At 62.4% G+C, this 21249-nt stretch carries 20 protein-coding genes; 12 read left to right on the top strand and 8 right to left on the bottom strand.

Annotation, left to right across the window (positions count from 1 at the left end):
* The first annotated feature begins 52 nt into the window (after nucleotides 1–52).
* The gene (locus tag FEZ60_RS28615) at nucleotides 53–619 is read left to right on the top strand and encodes a potassium channel family protein (protein WP_033231335.1); all 567 of its coding nucleotides are present in this window, start codon (nucleotides 53–55) and stop codon (nucleotides 617–619) included.
* On the opposite strand, the gene FEZ60_RS28610 is transcribed toward FEZ60_RS28615, so the two are convergent.
* Complete coding sequence (locus tag FEZ60_RS28610; protein ID WP_172937668.1) at nucleotides 609–2327, bottom strand: TIGR03767 family metallophosphoesterase; 1719 nt, start codon at nucleotides 2325–2327, stop codon at nucleotides 609–611. The genes FEZ60_RS28615 and FEZ60_RS28610 overlap by 11 nt on opposite strands.
* 227 nt (nucleotides 2328–2554) lie before the next feature.
* On the opposite strand from FEZ60_RS28610, the gene groES reads away from it, so the two are divergent.
* Both groES and groL read left to right on the top strand, forming a co-directional pair.
* The gene (gene groES / locus FEZ60_RS28605; RefSeq protein ID WP_003940763.1) at nucleotides 2555–2854 is read left to right on the top strand and encodes a co-chaperone GroES; all 300 of its coding nucleotides are present in this window, start codon (nucleotides 2555–2557) and stop codon (nucleotides 2852–2854) included.
* A gap of 86 nt (nucleotides 2855–2940) precedes the next feature.
* Nucleotides 2941–4551 carry a chaperonin GroEL gene (gene groL, locus FEZ60_RS28600; protein ID WP_033231334.1) on the top strand — a complete coding sequence of 537 codons (1611 nt, stop codon included), beginning with the start codon at nucleotides 2941–2943 and terminating at the stop codon, nucleotides 4549–4551.
* Between the two features lie 65 nt (nucleotides 4552–4616).
* On the opposite strand, the gene FEZ60_RS28595 is transcribed toward groL, so the two are convergent.
* The 4 genes from FEZ60_RS28595 to FEZ60_RS28580 all read right to left on the bottom strand — a co-directional run bounded on the left by FEZ60_RS28595 (nucleotide 4617) and on the right by FEZ60_RS28580 (nucleotide 7349).
* Nucleotides 4617–5354: an anti-sigma factor gene (locus FEZ60_RS28595; protein WP_045070776.1), complete on the bottom strand. Its 738-nt coding sequence runs from the start codon at nucleotides 5352–5354 to the stop codon at nucleotides 4617–4619.
* A gap of 1 nt (nucleotide 5355) precedes the next feature.
* Nucleotides 5356–5982, bottom strand: a complete 627-nt coding sequence (locus FEZ60_RS28590; RefSeq protein ID WP_255285218.1) for a sigma-70 family RNA polymerase sigma factor — start codon at nucleotides 5980–5982, stop codon at nucleotides 5356–5358.
* A 163-nt stretch (nucleotides 5983–6145) separates the two neighbouring features.
* A complete protein-coding gene (locus tag FEZ60_RS28585) occupies nucleotides 6146–6805 on the bottom strand; it encodes a fasciclin domain-containing protein (RefSeq protein ID WP_033231331.1) in 660 nt (219 codons plus the stop codon).
* Nucleotides 6806–7052: 247 nt separating this feature from the next.
* Nucleotides 7053–7349 carry a WhiB family transcriptional regulator gene (locus tag FEZ60_RS28580; RefSeq protein WP_033231330.1) on the bottom strand — a complete coding sequence of 99 codons (297 nt, stop codon included), beginning with the start codon at nucleotides 7347–7349 and terminating at the stop codon, nucleotides 7053–7055.
* 602 nt (nucleotides 7350–7951) lie between these two features.
* Between FEZ60_RS28580 and FEZ60_RS28575 the strand changes: the two genes are divergently transcribed.
* The 3 genes from FEZ60_RS28575 (at nucleotide 7952) to FEZ60_RS28565 (ending at nucleotide 10446) form a co-directional block, all read left to right on the top strand.
* Nucleotides 7952–8752 (top strand): hypothetical protein, encoded by an 801-nt coding sequence (locus FEZ60_RS28575; protein ID WP_257013090.1) that lies wholly within the window; start codon nucleotides 7952–7954, stop codon nucleotides 8750–8752.
* Nucleotides 8753–8945: 193 nt separating this feature from the next.
* Entirely contained in the window at nucleotides 8946–9524 is a 579-nt protein-coding gene (locus tag FEZ60_RS28570; RefSeq protein ID WP_033231328.1) for a sigma-70 family RNA polymerase sigma factor, read from the top strand.
* Complete coding sequence (locus FEZ60_RS28565; RefSeq protein WP_033231327.1) at nucleotides 9517–10446, top strand: anti-sigma-D factor RsdA; 930 nt, start codon at nucleotides 9517–9519, stop codon at nucleotides 10444–10446. The genes FEZ60_RS28570 and FEZ60_RS28565 overlap by 8 nt, the downstream gene beginning before the upstream one ends.
* A 118-nt stretch (nucleotides 10447–10564) precedes the next feature.
* Here the strand turns inward: FEZ60_RS28565 and FEZ60_RS28560 are convergent, their stop codons facing one another.
* Nucleotides 10565–10969 carry a DUF5319 domain-containing protein gene (locus FEZ60_RS28560; RefSeq protein WP_033231326.1) on the bottom strand — a complete coding sequence of 135 codons (405 nt, stop codon included), beginning with the start codon at nucleotides 10967–10969 and terminating at the stop codon, nucleotides 10565–10567.
* Nucleotides 10970–11214: 245 nt separating this feature from the next.
* On the opposite strand from FEZ60_RS28560, the gene guaB reads away from it, so the two are divergent.
* From guaB to guaA, 4 genes are all read left to right on the top strand, one after another.
* Nucleotides 11215–12738 carry an IMP dehydrogenase gene (gene guaB / locus FEZ60_RS28555; RefSeq protein ID WP_033231537.1) on the top strand — a complete coding sequence of 508 codons (1524 nt, stop codon included), beginning with the start codon at nucleotides 11215–11217 and terminating at the stop codon, nucleotides 12736–12738.
* A gap of 41 nt (nucleotides 12739–12779) precedes the next feature.
* Nucleotides 12780–13919: a GuaB3 family IMP dehydrogenase-related protein gene (locus FEZ60_RS28550; RefSeq protein WP_095886642.1), complete on the top strand. Its 1140-nt coding sequence runs from the start codon at nucleotides 12780–12782 to the stop codon at nucleotides 13917–13919.
* Nucleotides 13920–14096: 177 nt separating this feature from the next.
* On the top strand, nucleotides 14097–15839 hold the full coding sequence (locus tag FEZ60_RS28545) for a GMC family oxidoreductase (RefSeq protein WP_095886641.1): 1743 nt from the start codon (nucleotides 14097–14099) through the stop codon (nucleotides 15837–15839).
* 104 nt (nucleotides 15840–15943) lie between these two features.
* A complete protein-coding gene (gene guaA / locus FEZ60_RS28540) occupies nucleotides 15944–17515 on the top strand; it encodes a glutamine-hydrolyzing GMP synthase (RefSeq protein WP_033231323.1) in 1572 nt (523 codons plus the stop codon).
* A 70-nt stretch (nucleotides 17516–17585) separates the two neighbouring features.
* On the opposite strand, the gene FEZ60_RS28535 is transcribed toward guaA, so the two are convergent.
* The gene (locus FEZ60_RS28535; protein WP_045070771.1) at nucleotides 17586–17822 is read right to left on the bottom strand and encodes a hypothetical protein; all 237 of its coding nucleotides are present in this window, start codon (nucleotides 17820–17822) and stop codon (nucleotides 17586–17588) included.
* Nucleotides 17822–19150, bottom strand: a complete 1329-nt coding sequence (locus FEZ60_RS28530; RefSeq protein WP_033231321.1) for a PspC domain-containing protein — start codon at nucleotides 19148–19150, stop codon at nucleotides 17822–17824. Before FEZ60_RS28530 ends, FEZ60_RS28535 begins: the two co-directional genes overlap by 1 nt.
* 93 nt (nucleotides 19151–19243) lie before the next feature.
* On the opposite strand from FEZ60_RS28530, the gene FEZ60_RS28525 reads away from it, so the two are divergent.
* Together FEZ60_RS28525 and FEZ60_RS28520 are read left to right on the top strand one after the other, a co-directional pair.
* The gene (locus tag FEZ60_RS28525) at nucleotides 19244–20575 is read left to right on the top strand and encodes an ATP-binding protein (RefSeq protein WP_045070767.1); all 1332 of its coding nucleotides are present in this window, start codon (nucleotides 19244–19246) and stop codon (nucleotides 20573–20575) included.
* Nucleotides 20572–21231 (top strand): response regulator transcription factor, encoded by a 660-nt coding sequence (locus tag FEZ60_RS28520; RefSeq protein ID WP_033231319.1) that lies wholly within the window; start codon nucleotides 20572–20574, stop codon nucleotides 21229–21231. The genes FEZ60_RS28525 and FEZ60_RS28520 overlap by 4 nt, the downstream gene beginning before the upstream one ends.
* Nucleotides 21232–21249 lie beyond the last annotated feature (18 nt).

The following is a 21249-nucleotide window of genomic DNA, read 5'->3' as shown; positions in this document are numbered from 1 at the left end:
CTTTTCGTACCGAAACGGTGGTTTTACCAGCGGGATTGCCGAATATTGAATTATGCGGAAAAAAGTCGAATCCCGGCAGATGGATACGCGTCAACGCCGTCGATTGATCGCGGGGGCGATACTGCGGCCGGTGCTGACCGTCGTCGCGTTGGGTTGTGCGTATTTCCTGTTGCCGTGGACCGACGCACACACCGTCAGCGCCTTTGCTCTGTTGGTCGCAGGCGGTGTCGCGGTACTGGGTGTCGCTGCCTGGCAGATCAAGCGAATCCTGAATTCGGATGTGCCGGCGTTGCAGGCCGTCGAGGCGGCATCTGTCGTGGTGCCGACGTATCTTCTGATCGTCTCGATGACCTATTTTGCTGTCGCAGGGGCCGACCCGACAAGTTTCACCGAACCGTTGTCGAGGATGGGTGCGCTCTATTTCTCGCTGTCCGTGTTCTCGACCGTCGGGTTCGGGGACATCGCCGCAAAAACTGATCTGGCCAGGGCATTGGTGTCGCTTCAGATCGTCTGCAACCTGGTGCTGATCGGCTTTGGCGTCCGCTTTGTTATTGCTGCCGTGTCCTGGTCCAAGGAACACAGGACACGGCAGACGAAGCCAGGTGACGCTAGCGAATGACGGGAACCAGCAGCTCGACGTTCTGATCGACACCGGCGCCGGTCAGCTTGGGATCGCGGTGAATGTCGTTGAAGGACAGTTCGCGGTACAGCGATGCCAGGCCCTCGGGCGATTTGTCACTGTGATCGACCGAGTACGGACTCTCGGCTTCGAAGAGCGTCGCGAGCAGCGAGACGGTGCCGTCGCCGTTGTCCGCGATTTCGATGATCCGGCCGAGCTGCGGGAAGTCGATGTGCGAAGCGGTGTTGATCTCCCAGAACCCCTGTTCCGGCGTGACACCGGGCCACGGGGTGATCTTGTTCTCGTGTGTGTGGCCGTTGACCCAGGCAAGAACGTTGGGGAAGCGGTGCAACAGTTCGAGAAGCTGCGAACCACGGAAGCGCGGCTCGAGGATGTTCTCGGGGTCGGGGATGAGATTGTCCATCGTGTCGCTCGTGTGGTGGCTGAACAGCACGAAGTAGGTGTCGTCGCGGGACTGTGTGATCTTGGACCCGGCAGCGTCGAAGAACGTGCTGCTGCCGGCCCGAAGGGTGTCTTCGATCCAGCGGAACTGCGCTGCGCCAAGGGAGCCGTCGACAAAGCCGGCACGGTTGGTGGAGTCCATGCTGATTCCGACGACGCCGGGAGCGATCTCGAAAGAGTAGTAACCGATGCCGGTGTGATCGGCGTCCGGTACAAATCCGTGACCAACCGGACCCGGACCGGTATGCGCCGGATCGAGGTGCGCGGCGATGAACTGCTTCGGCGTGAAGGGAGCACGGGCCGGGTCGGGGGTGACCTGGCGCGGGGGCGTCGTGAAGGCGGACAGAATTCCCGGAATGGCGCTCGGATCGAACTTGGTGGCGATGTCGATCTGCTTGGCCTGTTCCGGTGAGCCGGGAACCTCGAACTTGAGCGATCCGGTGTACATGGCCTCTAGCGGCGGGATGCCACTGGGAACGGTGCCGGACACCGAATCGTCGTGGTTGCCGAACACGCAGTACCAGGGAGTGTTCAGGCCAGGGCTCGAGACAGGGGTGAATGCGGCTCCGAAGAAATTGGGAATCTCGGGGAAGCCCGCCTTCTTGTACATGTCGAGCATCGGCGATTCCGGGTTCCAGTACAGATCTGCTCCGGAGTTCTGGACACCTTCGTAGCGGTCCTTCGCACCGGTGTTCGCAACGATCGTGCCGCCGTTGAGTGCGGTCAGGAACCAGTCGAGTTCGGCATGTTCCTTGTTGTCCGTGTTGTCGCCGGTGGTGACAACTGCGTCGAACGGTCGTGCCGTGTGCGGACCGCATCCGATGGAATTGACGCTTCGGACAAGCGAAATCAGGCCATGCGCAGTCAGCGTTTCCTGCGGACGGAAAGCGGAACCGGTGATCTGGTGGACGTATTCGAAGCGCATCGGCGACTGCGCGTCGAGGATGTGGACGTCGGTCAACTGCACGATCGATGCCAATGCGGTGCGACGGTCTTCGCGGCCGGACTTGGGTTCCGCGAGTTCGCCGCGCACGATGTTTGCCCAGCCAGGACCGGCTCCGAGTTTGCGGTAGCCGCTGCTGCCGATCGGCGTCGCGACTGCGTCGAGTGTGGTGCCCGCGCCCGACGTGGGCAGGGGAGCGGCGCCGGCATATTGCAGTCCCCACGGCTTGGCGCTCAGACCTACGGCGCCCACGGCGCCGAGTCCGGCAAAGGTCAGGAAACTACGGCGGTTGATGTTCGTCACGAATGAACAATAGGTGAACAAATTGGACGTGGGTCTGATTTCGCTGAGGACGAAGAGAAAAAACCCGCCCAGTCCTTGAGGGTTGGCACTCTCACGTATAGAGTGCCAATTGGCGCTGATCGAGTTCCGGCACCCGCGACGACGGGACTGCAGTGACGCGCCGTAAACGTCAAACCCAATCGCGTCTCGAGCAACCCTCGGGCGCACATACCCATGGAGGGCTCATCGTGGCGAGCGTCAACATCAAGCCGCTCGAGGACAAGATCCTCGTCCAGGCCAACGAGGCTGAAACGACGACGGCTTCCGGCCTGGTCATTCCTGACACAGCCAAGGAAAAGCCCCAGGAGGGCACCGTCGTTGCAGTCGGCGAAGGCCGCGTCAACGAGCAGGGCAACCGCATCCCGGTCGACGTCAAGGAGGGTGACACGGTCATCTACTCCAAGTACGGCGGAACCGAGATCAAGTACGCCGGCCAGGAGTACCTGATTCTGTCGGCACGCGACGTGCTGGCTGTCGTCTCCAAGTAAGACACACGTGATCCGCCCCGGAGTCCACACAGGATCCCGGGGCGGAATGCGTTCACGCCCCGAAGATTCAGGAGCTGACAGAACAGATGTCCAAGCAAATTGCGTTCAACGAGACCGCGCGGCGTGCTCTCGAAGCAGGCGTCGACAAGCTCGCCGACGCCGTCAAGGTGACCTTGGGCCCGCGTGGACGCCACGTCGTGCTCGCCAAGGCATTCGGCGGCCCCACCGTCACTAACGACGGTGTGAGCATCGCCCGTGAGATCGATCTCGAAGATCCCTTCGAGAACCTCGGCGCACAGCTCGTCAAGAGTGTCGCCACCAAGACCAACGATGTTGCCGGCGACGGCACCACCACCGCTACGGTTCTCGCTCAGGCGATCGTGCGCGGCGGACTCAAGAACATTGCCGCGGGCGCAAACCCGATGGCACTCGGCGTCGGAATCAACGCTGCCGCAGACAAGGTCGTCGAGGCGCTCATCGCCGCAGCAACTCCGGTCGAGGGCAAGAAGTCCATCGCTCAGGTTGCCACCGTCTCCTCGCGTGACGAGGAAATCGGCGAAATGGTCGGCGAAGCACTCACCCGTGTCGGCACCGACGGCGTTGTCACGGTCGAGGAATCCTCCACCGTTGCAACCGAACTCGTTGTCACCGAAGGTGTTCAGTTCGACAAGGGCTACCTCTCGCCCTACTTCGTCACCGACATCGATTCGCAGAAGGCCGTGTACGAAGACGCGCTGATCCTGCTCTTCCGCGAGAAGATCAGCTCACTGCCCGACTTCCTGCCGCTGCTCGAGAAGGTTGCCGAATCCGGCAAGCCGCTGTTGATCATCGCCGAGGACGTCGAGGGTGAAGTTCTCTCCACTCTGGTGGTCAACTCGATCCGCAAGACGATCAAGGCTGTCGCCGTGAAGGCACCGTTCTTCGGTGACCGTCGCAAGGCGTTCCTCGACGATCTTGCCGTTGTCACCGCAGGCACCGTCATCAACACCGACGTCGGACTCTCCCTCAAGGAAGCCGGACTCGACCTGCTCGGCAGCGCACGCCGCGTTGTCGTCACCAAGGACGAGACCGTCATCGTCGACGGTGCAGGCACCGCTGACGACATCGCGACCCGCGTCGCGCAGCTGCGTCGCGAGATCGAGAACACCGATTCCGACTGGGATCGCGAGAAGCTCGAAGAGCGTCTGGCGAAGCTGTCCGGTGGAGTTGCGGTCATCAAGGTCGGCGCAGCCACCGAGACCGATCTCAAGGAACGTAAGTTCCGCGTCGAAGATGCCGTCAACGCAGCCAAGGCTGCTGTTGCCGAGGGCATCGTCCCCGGCGGTGGATCGGCACTCGTTCAGGCCGGCGTCGAACTCGCCGACAACCTCGGCTTCACCGGTGACGAAGCTACCGGCGTCGCAGTGGTTCGCGCAGCACTCAACGCTCCGCTGTTCTGGATCGCATCCAACGCCGGCATCGACGGTTCCGTCGTTGTCAGCAAGGTTGCGGATCTCCCCAAGGGCCATGGCTTCAACGCCGCGACCCTGACGTACGGCGACCTGCTCGCCGACGGCGTCATCGACCCCGTCAAGGTCACCCGCTCGGCAGTGGTCAACGCCGCTTCCGTTGCTCGGATGATCCTGACCACCGAGAGCGCCGTTGTCGAGAAGCCGACCGAAGAAGTAGCTGACACCGGACACGGTCACAGCCACTAGGTTTCACGCACGAAAAGCGATCCCCCACCGAAAGTTGGTGGGGGATCGCTTTTTTCGTTTTCTGCTCAGACCAGCGGAATGATGGCGAACGGATCGCCCGTCGGCTGAGTCGATCCACCGGGAGGCTCGATCGTAAATGCCAGCTTGGTGTTGGGACCGATATTGTCCAGTACAACCTGAGTGGTCGGCTTGACGTCGGCAGGTGCCATGGTGCCCTTCGGAGTCATGGTGCTACCGTCCGGCGAGACCAGCCACATCTGATAAACCTGGTCCGGGCTCGGGGGAGTCACACCGTTCATCGTCAACACCGCGGCATCCTCGGACGGCGAAAACGCCGTTGTCGCGGTGCCGCCGCCGGGTACGTCCAGCGTGGTCGAGTGCATGTCGGGCGCGGCCATGATCTCGGAAACGGTGGTCGGCGACGGAGTGTTGTCGGTGATCTGGACGCCGATTCCGATACCCCCGGCCACGATGACCACGGCCGCTGCAGCGGCTAGTGCGACGGTCCATGGGCGTCGACGCTTGCGATGACTGGCAAGGGAGACCGGCGGAGCCAATTCCGGCGATTGTGGTGTCTCGGCAATAGCGTCGAGTAGGCGAGCGCGGAGCCCTGGCGGAGGTTCGACTGCGTCGACGATGCTCAGAGCAGCCATCGTCTCGGCGGCGAGCCGGACCTGAGATTCGAATTCCGCTCGGGTGGCCGCGTCAGTGCCTTCCAGGAGAACGTCGACAGCCCGACGCTCATCGGGGTCGAGGGCATCGATCGCGTAGGGGTGTGCCCAGCCGATCAGCTCTTCGTCCATCTCAGTTCACCCCCAGACATCTGCGTAGCCGGAGTAGTCCGTCGCGGATTCGTGACTTTATCGTGGGTATCGCCACGCCGAGGTCTTCGGCTACTTCTCGGTACGTTCGCCCGCCGTAGTACGCCAATGTCAAAGCTTCTCGCTGCGTCGCCGTCACCGATTCCAAACAGTCGGTGACGGCGCGATGTTCGTCTTTGCGAGTGACTTCTTCGCTGACGACGTCGAATTCGGGAGTCGAATTCGTGGTGTCGTACAGGGCCTGTCGATCCGTACTCGACTGTTCCGAACGCACCCGGTCGACGGCTCGTCGGTGAGCAAGAGTGAGTAGCCACGATAAGGCCGACCCGCGAACCGGATCGAAGGTGTCCACCGTTTTCCAAGCCTGGAGATACACCTCTTGGACAGTTTCTTCGGAGAAACCCGGATCGCGAAGGACCCGGAGAACCATCCCGTGCACGCGTGAACTGGTCCGGTCGTAGAACTCGGCGAATGCCGATTGATCGCCGCGAGCGACATTCTCGAGGATCAGCGCGAGTTCGCGGGATTCCGTGATCCGGGCGGTGCGCGCTGCAGAATTGTCGGTCGGACAAGCGTCGGTGTGCTCTGGGGCCTCGTTCGGTTCACTCACGTCGCGTGGCTCACCCGAGCTGAGTAATCCCGCCCCGAAGGTTCGTGTTGTTTCATCGACTACAACCGTAGCGTGCATGTCCGGTTCTTTTCTGTTGGCCCGCCGCTACTGCTGTGCGCCTTTGGTAACCGACGCGGTTGGCAAAGGCGCACAGCAAGGGGGATTACTGCGGCATCAACACCGAATCGATGAGGTAGACGGTGGCATTTGCGGTCTTGACGCCACCACAGAGGACGGTTGCGTCATTGACCTTGATGTCGTCGCCCGATCCGGTGACGGTGACCGTTCCACCTTCGGCGGTGGTGTGGGTGCCGTCGATATCGGCGGGAGCGATCTGACCGGGAACCACGTGATAGGTGAGGATCTTCGTCAGTGTTGCGCTGTCGGTCTTGAGGCTGTCGATTGTGGCCGGGTCGATTTTCGCGAAGGCGGCGTCGACGGGAGCGAAGACGGTGAACTCACCACCGTTGAGGGTGTCGACCAGATTGACGTCCGGATTGAGCTGACCGGATACGGCCGCGGTCAGTGTGGTGAGGAGCGGATTGTTCGACGCGGCTGTCACGACCGGGTCCTGCGCCATTCCGCTGACCGAGCCGGCGCCGGTCGGCACTGCCGCTGCGTAGTCCGCGCAACCTGCCCCGACGAGATCCGATGCGGGGTCTGCCATTGCACTGGTCGTCGACATCGACATGCTCGACGTTGTCGTCGCAGCGCTGGACGTGGCATCTGACGAATCATCGCTGTCGGATGAACAACCGACAATGCCGACAAGTGCGAATGACGCTGCTGCCGTGACTGCCAGAACTCGAGTGGAGGTGTTCATGGGTCTGCCTTCCGTAGATGAAGTGCCGGTGTGCACGTTCCGTACAAGGCATTCGGAGTCAGCAGTGAGGTGGATGGGTCGAGACACGAAAAGACCTCGAGACACGAAAAGACCTCGTGACACGAGAAAGCCCCCGAGTTCGTCGGGGGCTCTCTGGTCTCGGTCTGCGGGGTAAGCAGGTTGTGCAGTGCAGTGCAGTGCAGTGCAAGCGAAGGGGAGAAGGAGGCTTGGTTTGACCTACGAGGATTTACGACGCCAGGCGGCCGTTCCGTCGGTGGCGTGCATACAGTTCGCGTTCGGTTTCCGACATCCCGCCCCAGATGCCGTACGGCTCGGAGACGGTCAGTGCGTGAGAGCGGCACTGAATGAGAACCGGGCACTGGTGGCACATTTCCTTGGCTCGTGTTTCGCGTTGCGCTCGGGCTCGTCCGCGTTCGCCGTCCGGGTGAAAGAACATCGAGGAGTCGACTCCGCGGCACAGTCCGTGCATCTGCCAGTCCCAGATGTCTGCGTTCGGCCCGGGAAGATGATTAGGTGCAGGCATGTTGACTCCTTACTGCAAGCTCGTCGTGATCAACGAGCGGACCAAGTAGCCCGAAGATTATCCGGGCTTTCTATCGTTCACGCTTGCTAACCGTAAGGGTGCTGAGTAAATCGCGTCAATAGCCTCGATGAGTGGTGAGCGGCATATCTCGCAAAGCAAGATTTAACGAGAGAAATATTTACATTTCGACCACCTCGTGTGTAAGTGATCCGTTGCCGAATAGTTGACAGTGTGGAGCGATGTGTAAAGTTCTGCAGATATTCCTCGTCTGAAGTGGCAGATCAGGGGGAGTATTCGTATTATGGACAAAGCGGAATCGCTCGCAGCCGTCTGTGATTGTCGGCGTTCTAGCGCGACCTTCGAATGACTGAATTGGGACTAAGTTCCCAAATCACACTTTGGACGTTTGTCCATTAGGTAACCCGCAGTTAACCTAATGGATATGCATTCGTTAATAATTCAAGAAAATGAAAGTTTCAATTTCAGTTGAACATTTGGTGAATGGCTGCGGAATCACGGGTGTTGCATCTTGCGGTCCCCTCGCGGCGATCTGTGGTCGAGGGCACTGCAATGATTTGACCGTGTCGATAACTCTTCAGTCCGTGGCATTCGGGACAGAGCCCGGACTTGCGCCGCTTTCCGCTCCGGCAACCATCGAGGAGTGGTGGTTGAGCGCCGTCGCACTCAGTGGTCAGGGGCGGTATGCGCAGGCGCGTGCCGCCTTGAACGTGGTGGATCGGCGCACCGCCGGCCTGGCCGCAGATGGCGACTGTGTGTATGCCTCGTTGTCCGCAAGCACGCGGGCGTCATTCCTGCGGCAAACGGGCTGGCACGCGAAGGCGTCGTACGACGACGGACGTGCGCTTGCCATTGTCGCCGGACGAGGTGACTCTCCCGAGTTGGTCGCTGCCGCCTGTGATGCGTTGACCGGCCTTGCAGCCGACGCTCTCGGTCAGGGCCGCCTGGCGCTGGGATGGCGCCTGCTCGAGCGCTGCGCGGAGCAGATCGACCGTCTGGAAGGCGAGTCGGCGCGGTTGTGGCGTCAGGTGATCAGGCTCGAGTGGGTCTCGGCTGAACTTGCGCTCGCTTCCGGTGATTTCACGCGGGCGCTTCGACACGCTGAACGCGCTGTCGAACTCGCCGCCGGTGGTGATTCGCTCAGGCACAAGGTCAAGTCGGACCTTTTGCGATGCGCTGCGCTCACAGGTTTCGATCCGGGCCAGGCGGCAATGCTTGCAGGTGAAGTGTTCGATGAGTGTCGTTCGTCTGGATTACTACCGTTGGCGTGGGCGTCGTCGATGCTGATCGAGGGTGTGAGCGGGAGCCCCACGACACCGAATTCGGCCGCACTCGGCGCTGCGGTTGCGGCACGCGGGGGAGTGTTCCGTGAACTGTCCCTGTGAGGTGCGCCACCGATATGCCTCTGTGAGGTGTGCCACGTGGTAGCCGACGAGTTGTACACGTCGAAACATTGCCGCGGCGGGCCAGGCCTGCGCGGACCAGTCGGTCTGGATGGTTACTCTTAGAGGGTTCCGCTGTTAGTGGAAGCACACCCGCTCGGGAAGTGCCACTGTAACGCCAGGATTTTCGCTGACGATGACAAATACGAGCGATGAGTTGGACTCCGCGGTCGCCGCTGCAGCGCAGGGCGACCGTACAGCTCTAGCTTTGGTTTTGGAAAACATTCGACCCATGGTGGTGCGCTATTGCCGTGGTCGGGTGGGTGCGGCGGAGAGAGGCCACTTGTCGGCCGACGACGTCGCGCAGGAGGTGTGTCTCGCCGTGATGACCGCGTTGCCGCGTTATCAAGATCAGGGACGCCCCTTCATGGCTTTTGTGTACGGCATTGCTGCACACAAGGTTGCTGACGCCCATCGAAGCTCCGCCCGTAACAAGTCGGAGCCCGTAGCCGAAGTACCGGATGTAATTGCACTTGACGATGGACCCGAGCAGCGAGCACTCGATTCGGAATCCAGCCGGCACATGCAGGAACTGCTCGGCACCTTGCCGGAGAAGCATCGAGAGATCTTGATTCTCCGGTTGGTTGTCGGACTGTCGGCTGAAGAAACGGCCGCCGCCGTCGGGAGTACCGCCGGAGCTGTACGAGTCGCCCAGCACAGGGCGATCGCGAAACTGAAAAAAGTAGTAACGAAAGCGGGTGAGAGCTATGGCTAGAGACGAGAATCGTGATTCTTCCGATCTCGATGACCTCACAGCCGGTCTCGCCGACGACGGTGCACCGGTGGATCTGGCTGCGGTTCGGCGCGACGACGCGCTGATCGAGGCAATTTCCCATGGTGGGCCGGTAGCAACCGATAGCACTGAGCAGTACGAACTGGCGTTGATTCTGTCGAAGTGGCGCGATGACGTCGTGTCGACCCCGATGCCGGAGGGCCCACTTCTCGACGATGTGATCGCAGCGATCGAATCGGCGCCCCCCAGCATTGCCGATCGCGAACGTTCTCGTTCACGTCTTCGTCTACTGCGCCCCGTTGCCGCTGCGGCAGCTGTCGCAGCGGTGGTGATCGGTGGCGGCTCGATGCTCACGTACGGGGCTGAACCGGGCGACGCACTGTGGGGTGTGAAGCAGGTTGTCTTCACGGAAGAAGCTAATTCGACAGTCGCGAAGATCGACACCACGTCCGAGCTCGAGAAGGCTGAGCGGTTGTTGGCCGCCGGGGATATTCCCGAAGCGAAGAAGGTTCTGGACAACGCTGCCCAGCGTGCCGGTGCTGTGAAGGATTCGCAGGCGAAGACGGATCTCGTAGAACGCTGGGGCAAGTTGATGACCCAGGTTCAGGAAACAACTACTCAGGCTGCGCCGCCGCCGTTGACCACAACTGACGGGCTGACAACGCTCGAGCCCCCGCCGGTGACGTCGATTCCCGTTTTGCCTGGCCCGACCTCGGATCTGGAGTTGCCGGGTACCAATCCGACGACATCGACGCCCAACCCAGCGATAGTTGCGCCGTCGTCAACAGTCCCGAGTCCGTCGGCGAACCCGACGACAACAACAACGACAACGTTGCCGACGACAACTACCCCGTCCTCGTCGAGGACGACAACAACGTCGCCGAATGTGAACACGCCGTCCTGAGCGTCGCGAGACCTGTTAGGCAGCAACGTAAATCAGTAGCAACGTAGTTCAGTAGCAACGGAATCAAAAACAGTGGGCCGGCAAGCGTAATGCTTGCCGGCCCACTGTTGTCAGTGTGTCAGGCGTCGAATCCGTCGCCGTGCATCGCTTCGTTCATGGATGCGTCGGCGTATCCACGGCAGTAGTCCCACGTGACATATGCCTCAGGCATGGGATCGTAGGCGGGTTCGTGAGGCCGAACCGTGCCGTCGACGAGGAGTTGAAGCAGGTTTGCCCGCAACATGTCCCAGTCGTGGTAGTGGTCCTGTTGGCAGTCCTCGCAGCACACCACGAGGCCGCGGATGCCACGATGAGCGAGGAGAGCCTCGTATACGGCGAGGTCAGCGAGATCTTCCTCGACTGCCTGCCGTTCTTGGGGGTCGAGTGGTTGACCCGGCTCGATGGCATCGAGTGCCGCGGAAGGGTCAGCGGGGTCGCCGGCAAAGGGATCTGGCGGCAGACCGGGAGGCAGTTGATCACGCACAGCACCACGGTACGCAGGTCAGGGGGGTCAGCGCCACTCGTTACGCGTACTTGCAGCGTGGGTGGGATGGTTCGGACCAATGTGCGGCCCGATACCATGGTGTTCAACGCCGGGAAAAGGTGCCAGGAATATCTTTCTGTGCAGGTGCCTTCTATCCGATATCCAGCTTTCGTAATCCGCTTCGAGGCAGCTGTTACAGCGGCTACCGAAAAGGCGAATCTAGGTCCATGGAGGGTCCTGACCGCATGACTAGTTCTGCAGGGCATGTACACACCGGAGGAGACGACCCCAACAAGGTCGCGATGCTCGGGCTGACATACGACGACGTACTGCTGTTGCCTGCAGCGTCCGATGTCATTCCGAGCCAGGTCGATACGTCGAGTCAGCTGACCCGCGATATCCGTCTGCGAATCCCGTTGGTCAGTTCGGCGATGGACACGGTCACCGAGTCGCGGATGGCCATTGCCATGGCCCGCGCGGGCGGAATGGGCGTTCTGCACCGCAATTCGTCCGTGGAGGTCCAGGCCGGCCAGGTCGAGACCGTCAAGCGTTCGGAGGCCGGCATGGTCACCGATCCGGTCACGTGTAAGCCGTCGGACACGATGGGTGAGGTCGACGCGAAGTGCGCTCGCTTCCGTATCTCGGGTCTGCCGGTCACCGACGACGCCGGACAGTTGGTCGGCATCGTCACGAACCGTGACATGCGTTTCGAGGTCGACCAGAATCGTCCGGTCGCCGAGATCATGACCAAGATGCCGTTGATCACAGCGCAAGAGGGCGTCACCGCTGACGTCGCGCTTGGTCTGCTTCGCCGTCACAAGATCGAGAAGCTTCCGATCGTGGACGGGAACGGCAAGCTTACGGGCCTGATCACGGTCAAGGACTTCGTCAAGACCGAGCAGCATCCGTTTGCCACCAAGGACCGTGACGGTCGTCTGCTCGTCGGTGCTGCGGTCGGTGCGGGCGACGATGCCTTCCAGCGTGCGATGGCGCTTACCGACGCCGGTGTGGACGTACTGGTGGTGGACAGTGCACACGGGCATTCGTCCAATGTTCTCGACATGATCGTCAAGCTCAAGCACGAATTGGGCGAGCGGGTTCAGATCATCGGTGGCAACGTCGCTACGCGCTCGGGTGCATTGGCACTCGTCAACGCAGGCGTCGATGCCGTCAAGGTCGGCGTTGGTCCCGGTTCCATCTGCACGACCCGTGTCATTGCCGGCGTCGGTGCTCCCCAGGTCACGGCCATCCTCGAAGCAGTCGCGGCATGCAAGCCTCTCGGCATTCCCGTGATCGCCGACGGTGGTCTGCAGTTCTCCGGCGACATCGCCAAGGCGCTTGCCGCCGGTGCGTCGACGGCCATGCTCGGCTCGCTCCTTGCCGGTACGGCCGAATCGCCGGGTGAACTGATCCTGGTGGGCGGCAAGCAGTTCAAGAGCTATCGCGGTATGGGCTCACTGGGCGCGATGCAGTCGCGCGGTGAGGCCAAGTCGTACTCCAAGGATCGCTACTTCCAGGACGACGTTCTCTCCGAGGACAAGTTGGTTCCGGAAGGCATCGAGGGTCGCGTTCCGTTCCGCGGACCACTCTCGCAGGTGACGCATCAGCTCACCGGTGGTTTGCGTGCGGCAATGGGTTACACGGGCTCTGCCACGATCGAGCATCTCCAGAACGCTCAGTTCGTCCAGATCACGGCTGCGGGACTCAAGGAAAGCCACCCGCACGACATCACCATGACGGTCGAAGCGCCCAATTACGCTGCCCGCTAAGTTCAGTTCGCTAGTTCACCAGTCACGAGAAAGGGGCGCGCGTGCGCGACCTCGTTGAAATCGGAATGGGTCGTACGGCCCGTCGTACCTACGAACTGGACGATGTGAACATCGTTCCCTCCCGGCGGACTCGTTCGTCGAAGGAGGTGTCGACGACGTGGCAGATCGACGCGTACAGGTTCGACATTCCCATCCTCGCGCACCCGACGGACGCGTTGGTCTCGCCGACGTTCGCAATCGAATTGGGCAAGCGCGGCGGGCTCGGCGTCATCAACGGCGAGGGCCTGTGGGGCCGTCATGCCGATGTCGAGGCCAAGCTGGCTCGTCTTGTCGAGATCGCCGAAACCGACGGTGGCGTCGACGCCGCGATCCGCTACCTGCAGGAACTGCATGCGGCGCCGTTGCAGGCGGAATTGCTGGCAGCAGCGGTCGCACAGGTTCGTGACGCGGGGGTCACGACGGCGGTTCGCGTCAGCCCGCAGAATGCGCGGGCCCTGACGCCGGCACTGGTCAAGGCCGGAATCGACCTGCTGGTCGTTCACGGCACGATCATCTCCGCCGAGCATGTCGTGCGCACGGAGGAAGAGCCGCTCAACCTCAAGACGTTCATCTCCGAGCTCGACGTTCCGGTTATCGCCGGTGGTGTGAGTGACCACCGCACGGCGCTGCACTTGATGCGGACCGGTGCGGCGGGCGTCATCGTCGGCTACGGCTCTTCCGAGGGTGCAACCACGACGGGTGAGGTTCTGGGTATCGGGGTGCCGATGGCTACCGCTATCGCCGATGCCGCTGCGGCTCGCCGCGACTACCTCGACGAGACGGGTGGGCGTTACGTCCACGTCATCGCCGACGGTGACATCGCTACGTCTGGTGACCTGGCAAAGGCGATCGCGTGCGGCGCGGATGCTGCTGTTCTCGGCACGCCGTTGGCTGTGTCGTCTGAAGCTGCAGGCGGCGGTTGGTACTGGCCGTCCGCTGCTGCGCACCCTTCGGTTCCGCGTGGCGCGCTCCTTCCGGTTTCCTACGGCGAGCGGCCTTCGCTGGACAAGGTTCTGGCCGGGCCGTCCGACGATCCGTACGGTTCGCTGAACTTCGTCGGCGGTTTGCGTCGTTCCATGGCAAAGGCCGGATACTCCACTCTCAAGGAGTTCCAGAAGGTCGGACTGACAGTCCGCGCCTAGATTTGTCTGCATCTGTGGCCCTGGCTTCCTGTGGGAAGTCAGGGCCACAGGTCTATGTTCAGGACTTTCGCGCGTTGGTGATACTTATGGTTACGCTTAGGGCACCCTTGTGGTGGCAGTCACAGCATTCGGGTGCATACTGACGGGTAACTACGTTTTCACGGTGGAGGTGTCCTGATGGGCAAGCAACGCGCGACGGATTACGACGTCCTGATTGTCGGATCCGGATTCGGCGGAAGCGTGAGTGCGCTTCGTCTTGTGGAGAAGGGCTACAAGGTAGGTGTCATCGAAGCGGGCCGTCGGTACGCCGATGCAGAGTTCGCGAAGACGAGCTGGGATCTGAAGAAGTTCTTGTGGGCGCCCAAGCTGGGTTGCTTCGGTATTCAGCGGGTTCACCTGCTGCGCGACTGCTTGATTCTGGCCGGCGCGGGAGTGGGCGGTGGTTCGCTGAACTACGCGAACACGCTCTACCAGCCGCCGGAGCCGTTCTTCCAGGACAAGCAGTGGGCGCACATCACCGATTGGCGCAGCGAGCTCACTCCCTACTACGAGCAGGCGCAGAAGATGCTCGGTGTTGTGCGGAACCCACACATGACGCCGGCCGACGAGATCATGAAATCCGTTGCGGACGACATGGGCGTCGGCGACACCTTCATTCAGACGCCGGTCGGGGTGTACTTCGGTGAGCCGGGCAAGAAAGCCGCCGACCCGTACTTCGGTGGTGTCGGTCCCGAGCGCACCGGGTGCATCGAGTGTGGCGAGTGCATGACCGGCTGCCGCCACGGCGCCAAGAACACGCTCCTCAAGAACTACCTCGGCTTGGCCGAGACCGCGGGCGCCGACATCATTCCCATGACCACCGTCTCGGGACTTCGCGAGCACCATGACGGCACGTGGGATGTGTTCACCGAGCGCACCGGTGCATACGCGCGCAAGAACCGTCGGACGTACACCGCCGCTCATGTGATTCTCGCGGCCGGAACCTGGGGAACGCAGCACCTGTTGTTCGACATGAAGGACACCGGAGCGCTACCAAAGCTGTCCGGCACACTGGGCGAACTCACGCGCACCAACTCCGAATCCATTGTCGGCGCAGGCAAATACAAGGTCGATCCCAATCTCGATCTCACACACGGAGTTGCGATCACGTCGTCGTTCCACCCCAGCGAGGACACGCATATCGAGCCGGTTCGCTACGGCAAGGGTTCCAATGCGATGGGCCTGCTGCAGACGCTGATGACCGACGGCGGTGGAGACAAGCCACGGTGGGTCAAGTTCCTCGGTGTGGTCGCGAAGAATCCGTATCAGATGCTGCGCATGCTCACGGTCAAGGACTGGAGCGAGCGAACCATCATCGCCCTGGTCATGCAGAACCTCGACAACTCCATCACCACGTACACGAAGAAGGGCCTGTTCGGCCGTCGCAAGGTCACCAGTAAGCAGGGCCACGGTCAGCCGAATCCGACGTGGATCCCCGAAGGCAACGACGCGACGCGTCGGGTTGCCGAGAAGATCGACGGCGTTGCCGGTGGCACGTGGGGCGAGATCTTCAACGTCCCGCTGACAGCGCACTTCCTCGGCGGTTGCGCTATCGCCGAGGACGCCGATCGCGGCGTGATCGATCCGTATCACCGCGTCTTCGGCTACCCGACGCTCAGCGTCGTCGACGGTGCCGCGGTGTCCGCGAACCTCGGTGTGAACCCGTCGCTGACCATCGCGGCGCAGGCCGAGCGTGCGGCGTCGCTGTGGCCGAACAAGGGGGAGGCAGACCTTCGTCCAGCTCAGGGCAGTGGCTACGAGCGGTTGACTCCGATCGCCCCCAAGTCGCCGGTGGTACCGGCGTCGGCACCGGCGGCACTGGTTCTTCCGATTGTGAAGATCACGGGCGGCAAGAAGGCTGCAGCGCCCGGAGTGGCATAACACTGTGGCGTAGCGAGGTGATCTTCGTCGCCCCCGGACTCTCGTATGCTGCGCAGAGTCCGGGGGTGCGCAGGTTCGCTAGCTGGGGCGATTAGACTGCACGTGTGGCAGATATCGAGCAGCAGAGACCAGTTCTTGTCGTCGACTTCGGTGCGCAGTACGCGCAGCTGATCGCGCGGCGAGTCCGTGAGGCCAAGGTCTACTCGGAGGTGATTCCGCACACCATGACCGTCGAGGAGATCGTGGCCAAGAAGCCCTTGGCTGTTGTGCTCTCCGGCGGGCCGTCCAGCGTGTATGCCGACGGCGCTCCGAAGCTCGATCCGGCACTGTTCGACCACGACATTCCGGTGTTCGGCATCTGCTACGGATTCCAGGCGATGGCCGGAGCTCTCGGCGGCACCGTGGCCGAGACCGGCACCCGTGAATACGGTCGCACCGACATCTCGGTGTCCGGTGGCCTGCTCCACGACGGACTTCCCGCGACACAGCCGGTGTGGATGAGCCACGGCGACGCCGTCACCGAAGCGCCTTCGGGATTCGAGGTCACCGCGACCAGTGACGGCGCTCCCGTCGCAGCGTTCGAGGATCGCGCCCGCAAGCTCGCCGGCGTTCAGTACCACCCCGAGGTTCTGCATTCCCCGCACGGACAGCAGGTTTTGAGCCGCTTCCTGCACGAGATCGCCGGTATTCCGGCAGCGTGGACGGCGTCCAACATCGCCGACGCGCTCATCGAGCAGGTGCGTGAGCAGGTCGGCGACGGCCATGCCATCTGTGGTCTGTCCGGTGGAGTCGACTCCGCTGTTGCGGCTGCATTGGTTCAGCGCGCTATCGGCGACCGGTTGACCTGTGTGTTCGTCGACCACGGTCTGATGCGTGCCGGCGAGCGCACCCAGGTGGAGAAGGACTTTGTTGCCGCGACGGGCGCTCGCCTGATCACGGTCGACGCCGCCGACACCTTCATCGGTGAACTGGCCGGCGTCACCGATCCCGAAACCAAGCGCAAGATCATCGGCCGCGAATTCATCCGCAGCTTCGAAGGCGCTGTCAGCGATGTCCTGGGCGAGAACGCTTCTCAGGGCGCAACCGTCGATTTCCTCGTTCAGGGCACCCTGTACCCGGACGTCGTGGAGTCCGGTGGCGGCACCGGCACCGCAAACATCAAGAGCCACCACAACGTCGGCGGCCTGCCGGAAGATCTGCAGTTCAAGCTGGTCGAACCGCTGCGCCTGTTGTTCAAGGACGAGGTCCGCGCAGTCGGCCGCGAACTCGGCTTGCCGGAAGAGATCGTCGGACGCCAGCCGTTCCCCGGACCGGGCCTTGGTATCCGCATCATCGGCGAGGTCACCCGTGACCGCCTCGAAATCCTCCGCCAGGCGGATTCCATTGCGCGTGAAGAACTCACGTCCGCAGGCCTCGACGGAACGATCTGGCAGTGCCCGGTTGTCCTCCTCGCCGACGTGCGCAGCGTGGGCGTGCAGGGCGACGGCCGGACCTACGGCCACCCGATCGTCTTGCGTCCGGTCTCGAGTGAAGACGCGATGACCGCAGACTGGACGCGCTTGCCGTACGAGACCCTCGAGCGCATTTCCACGCGCATCACCAATGAGGTTCCGGACGTCAACCGCGTTGTTCTCGACGTGACGAGCAAGCCCCCGGGAACGATCGAGTGGGAGTGAGCTGATTGCTGTGCGCCTTCGTCAACCGACCGCGGTTGATGAAGGCGCACAGTGTTATTTGTGGTTCGAGCTATTTGCGGTTCGGCAGAATCACCAGCAGTAGGCCGGCGATGACTGCTGCTCCCACGAACAGCCACCGGAATTGAATGTCTGCTGCCGGGGCAAGGGAGAAGGGTCCGAGTAGTGCCCATCCGCTGACCAGGAATGCCGCGATTCCCGCGATGAGCAGAAGTGCGGACGGACGCTTGGATTTCGAGGTTTCCTCGTGTTCTTCGGTGCTGTTGCCGATGTCGTCGTAGTCGCTCATTACTGGTGTACCTCCAAGGCTCCGAATGTGGCTTTGGCGTTGATCGTCACGGTGGGGGCATCAGGTCCGGCCGCCGCGCCGGCGTGGACTCCACCGTCGAGGCAACGGGATCCGTCACCCATCACGACTGTGCAGTCGTTCTGTGCCTTGACCGTCGGCGGCAGCAATACCTTGAACTCGCCGAATGCCGCCGAGACGTCGATGGTCTTGTCCTCGGTGAACGTGAGCTCGCTCAGATCCAGTGTGAAGCTGCCGAAGCCGCCGGAGTACGAGGACTGAATCTCGGACACGCTGGCCGGTGTCCACTTCTGCTCACCTGACGCGTCGAACTCGAGCGGGTAAACCAGCGACGCGAGGATCACGAAGCCGACGAGGGGTCCGGTGACGATCAGCAGCCCGTATCCCTTGCGGAAGAACGCCCCGAAGATCAATCCGAGTGCGATCACGGCAAGTCCGACTGCCCCGACACGGCCGGGGGTGAACCAGTCGTTGCCGGTTGCTGCGCCTGCGGCACCGACTGCGGTGGCGGCGATGATCGCCAGGCCCAGGACGGTCAGGGTCCAGCGGGAGCGACGGCGGCGAGGCGGAAGCGGTAGCAGGGGAGGGTTCTTGGTTACGGGGTCGGGGAGATCCCAAGCGAAGGGAGCAACGCCGAGCGGGTCCCACGCGGGCGGCGTGATGGCGGGCTCGCTCTTCGAAAGATCAACTGCTGGTGCCGATTCCGATGACGAAGTTGCTGCGGCTGGATCCGTGGGAACGTAGCTGTCGGGAAGCTTGGTGTACGGCGTGTACGTCGGCGGCTGGTTCGGGGCGAAGTATCCCGGGGTGAATGGTCCCGGGGTGAATCCTGTTCCGGGATAGACCGTTCCGGCGCCGATGTGCTGCGTGGACGAAGGTGGCAGCACCGGTGGGACAGGTTGGCGTTGGTAGAGCAGCCACAGGCCGCCGAGCATCAGCATGACGCCGATCAGTCCGGAACCGCCCTGGCCGGCGCCGAGCGGACCGATCGTGGTTGCGGCGATCGCAAGGGCTACCACCAGGACGATGGTTTTGGTGTGCTTGTCCGAGCGGTGGCGACGACCCGGCGCCGCTGCGGTTTGGCCGATGTCGGCGCGCGGGAAAGTCAGCCAGGCCACGACGTACAGCAAGATTCCCGAGCCGCCGAAGATGGTCGAGATGACAAAGGCAACGCGCACGAGGATCGGGTCGACACCGTATCGGTATCCGATTCCTGCGCATACGCCGGCAACGTGACCCTGGTCCGGTAGACGCACGGGGCGGGTCCGCCACAGATCGTTGATCTGTTCCTGGAAGGTCGGATTACTCATGGCTCCATCGTGGTGTGTTCGGGGGTGTTGCCGCATCAGGGGTGAACCCTGATCTTTGGCGCGCTCCTGGCCTGACTTCAGGGTTGGACCCTGATGTGCTCGAGCAGGGTTCGTGCCAGTATCGACTATGTGCAATCTGTGTCTGATCCCGCGCTCGTGAGTGCGCCGCTGCCGATACGAAAGTTGGAGCGGCGCTCCGGCGGTCGAATTGTGGGTGGTGTTGCCGGCGGTATCGCGGATCACCTTGGTATCGACGCGCTGAAGGTCCGTGTTGCGTTTGCGATTCTGGCTGCGATGGCCGGTGCGGGCATCGTCGCGTACGGAATTCTCTGGGTTTTCGTGTCGGCGGGTACCGACACCGAGAAGCCGAGCGCGGCAGAGCGTCAGCGTGCTTACGGTCTGGCCGTTCTCGGTCTGGGCGGTGCGGCGGCGTTGTCGTGGTTGTTCAGCGGCACGGCGGGTTCTGTACTGGCGCCGTTTTTTGTTGTTGCGGTCGGTGCGGCACTGGTGTGGCGGGAGTTCGATTCCGAAGGCCCTCGTACCGTCATCGGGTTGCCGGCACGGCCGACCGTCCTGACGTGGACGCGCGTGGTCGGCGGCGCATCGATGATCGTGCTGGGGCTGGCGGTCGTGGTGTTGGCGCAAGTCGACATCGACGCGTTGCGGTCGTCGTTGTTGGCCGTCGTCGTGACGTTGATCGGCGCCGGTTTGCTGACGGTTCCGTTGTGGTTGCGGATGTGGCGGGCGCTCGGGGCTGAGCGGGCCGCTCGAATTCGCAACGACGAGCGTGAAGAGATCGCGTCACACCTGCATGATTCGGTGTTGCAGACGTTGGCGTTGATCCAGAAGCAGTCCGACAATCCGGTGGAAGTGGCGCGGCTTGCCCGTGGGCAGGAGCGCGAGCTTCGGAAGTGGTTGTTCAGTGGCGGCGAGATCGACCACACGAGCCTGACCGAAGGGCTCAAGATCATCGCGGGTGAGGTGGAGGATCAGCACGGTGTGACGGTGCGTCCGGTGACGGTGGGTGACGTGCAGTTGGACGGCGAGGACGGTCTGCCGAAGGAAGCGTTCACCGCACTTCTCGGCGCTACGCGTGAGGCTCTGGTCAACGCCGCGAAGCACTCCGGCGAGAAGGAGATCAACCTGTTTGCCGAGGTGGAAGGTGATCAGGTGAGCATCTTCGTTCGAGATCGCGGCGTCGGATTCGACGTCGACGCGGTACCAGAGGACCGTCAAGGTCTGGCCAAGTCGATTCGCGGCCGGATCGAGCGTCGTGGTGGCCGCGTCGTGGTTCGCTCCACCATCGGCAAGGGGACGGAAATCCGGGTACACATGCCGCTCGGGGGCAAGACGAGCACCGACTCTGACTTACAGTGGGACGAGCCCGCCGACCTTGTCGACAACCCGGAGGAAGCGCCCCAGTGACAGTTTTGCCCACACCCCCGTATCGCGTATTCCTTGTCGACGATCACGGGGTGTTCCGCTCCGGGGTACGGGCCGAATTGTCCCGTGAAGACGACATGGAGATTGTTGGTGAGGCCGGCGGGGTGGCCGAAGCGATCGCCGGGATCAACTCCACGAAACCCCACGTGGTCCTGCTCGACGTACACATGCCGGACGGCGGCGGAGTGGCTGTGCTGCGCGGGATAGATTCCGGTCCGGTGTGCTTGGCACTCAGCGTTTCCGATGCGGCTGAGGACGTCATCGCGGTAATCCGGGCGGGTGCTCGGGGCTACGTCACCAAGACGATTTCGGGTGCCGAACTGGCCGACGGTGTCCGCCGGGTCGCAGGCGGCGACGCCGTCTTCGGGCCCAGGCTGGCGGGTTTTGTGCTCGACTCCTTCACCGGTCGATCCGCGGCACCGGAACCACAACTCGATCCGGAACTCGATTCACTGACTCCCCGTGAACTCGAAGTCCTGCGGTTGCTCGCGCGGGGGTACACCTACCGCGAGATTGCGGAGGAGCTGGTGATCTCCGTGAAAACCGTCGAGACGCATGCGTCCAATGTCCTGCGAAAGACTCAGCAGTCCAACCGCAATGCGCTGACACGCTGGGCTCATCGCCGCCAGATCGACTGAACTCTTCCGCGAGCGTCC

It is taken from the genome of Rhodococcus sp. MS16, from assembly GCF_013277795.1.
Lineage (GTDB): Bacteria > Actinomycetota > Actinomycetes > Mycobacteriales > Mycobacteriaceae > Rhodococcus_F > Rhodococcus_F globerula.
Note: the sequence above shows the minus strand (reverse complement) of the source record. Positions and strands in the feature narration are given on the sequence as shown.